Consider the following 1,585-nt stretch of genomic DNA (forward strand, 5'->3'; position numbering starts at 1 on the left):
CGTGTCAACGCCCGAGATGTCTGAGATCGCGTCACCCAGTGCGTCGACGACGTAGACGTCATCCCCGGCCCCGCCTTGCAGCGCATCATTGCCAGCACCACCGTCCAACACGTCGTTGCCGTTGCCTCCCTGCAAGGTGTCGTTGCCTCCTGCGCCAAACAGCGAGTCGTTGCCCACCGTGCCAACGATCAGGTTGGCCAGGTCGTTCCCGGTTCCAGTGAGGCCGACAGCCCCCTGCAGTGTGAGGTTTTCGACCTCGGCCGTCAGCGTGTAGTTGTTGACATTGGTGCGAACCTCGTCGGCTCCATTGCCGGCCGTCTCGACCACGGTGTCGAGCAGATCGGTAATGAGGTAGACATCGTTGCCTGCAGCACCGGCCAGCATGTTCGTGCCGGCATTGCCGACCATCGTGTTGGCCAATGCATTGCCGGTGCCATTGATGTTGGCGCTGCCCGTGAGCGCCAGGTTGTCGACATTGGCGGACAGGGTGTAGGTCACGCTGGCACGCACTTCGTCCGTGCCTTCGCCAGGGTTCTCGTTCACCACATCGCCAGCGTTGTCGACGATGTACACATCGTCACCCGTACCGCCGTTCAATGTATCGGCCCCGCCGCCGCCGTCCAGCCGGTCATTGCCGCCCAGGCCATTCAAGGTGTCCGCGTAGGCCGTGCCAATGAGCCAATCGGCATTGGCCGAGCCCGTGAACACGACGCCGGCCGTCAGCGCAGAGAAATCAACGCCATCCATCTGCGTCACCACCGCCGTGTCGCCAGACGTCTGGTCGGCGTTGTTCCCCAAATTGATCCCGGCGTAACTGGCGCCGGCTTGCAGCACCAGCAGGTCGTTGCCACCGCCGCCATTGACCGTACTGTCAAGCGGGTCGTAAATCAGTCGGTCATCGCCGGAGTCGCCGGACAGATAGTCAGCGCCGACGCCGCCATCCAGGGTGTCGCTGCCGTCGGAACCATGCAGGTAGTCGTTATCGCTTTCGCCAAAGAGTTGGTCGTCACCGCCGCTGCCATACAGGTTGTCGTTGCCACTGCCACCATACAGCCAGTTGATGGCACCTGCCACATCGGCCACGTTCTGCGAGGCATACAGGCTGTCATTGCCCGCGCCGCCATTCAAAGTGTCGTTGCCCAATCCGCCGTCGAGGGCATCGTCACCTGCGCCGCCGACCAGGCTGTCATTGCCGGCATTGCCGTACAGGGTGTCGTTGCCCGTGCCGCCATCCAGCAGGTCGTCACCCGCATCGCCCTGAATGCGGTCATTGCCGCCGAGGCCCGACAGGGTGTCGGCCCCAGCGCCGCCGATCATCACGTCATTGCCGTCGGTGCCCACCAGGGTGTCGTTGCCGCCCGAGCCAACCCCTGACGCCACCACAAAACTCCCCGCAGAGAATGCACTGGTACCCAGCGACACGCTGCCATTGAACATCAGCTTGAAGTCGCTGGCGTCCACCGCTCCATCTCGGTTGCGATCCATGTACAGGCCGGTCTGGTTCAGCGCTGCGTCATAGAAACTGAAGACCTGCAACACATCCAGCCCCAGGTCACTGCCGGGGGCCGTCTGTCCGACAGTCGCC

Annotated in this window: 1 pseudogene; it reads right to left on the bottom strand. The window is 63.2% G+C overall.

Annotation, left to right across the window (positions count from 1 at the left end):
* A pseudogene (locus tag WG898_RS25095) lies at positions 1 to 1,539 on the bottom strand (hypothetical protein); the annotation flags it as partial.
* Between the last annotated feature and the right edge of the window lie 46 nt (positions 1,540 to 1,585).

Source organism: Paucibacter soli (assembly GCF_037482845.1).
Classification (GTDB): Bacteria; Pseudomonadota; Gammaproteobacteria; order Burkholderiales; family Burkholderiaceae_C; genus Paucibacter_B; species Paucibacter_B soli.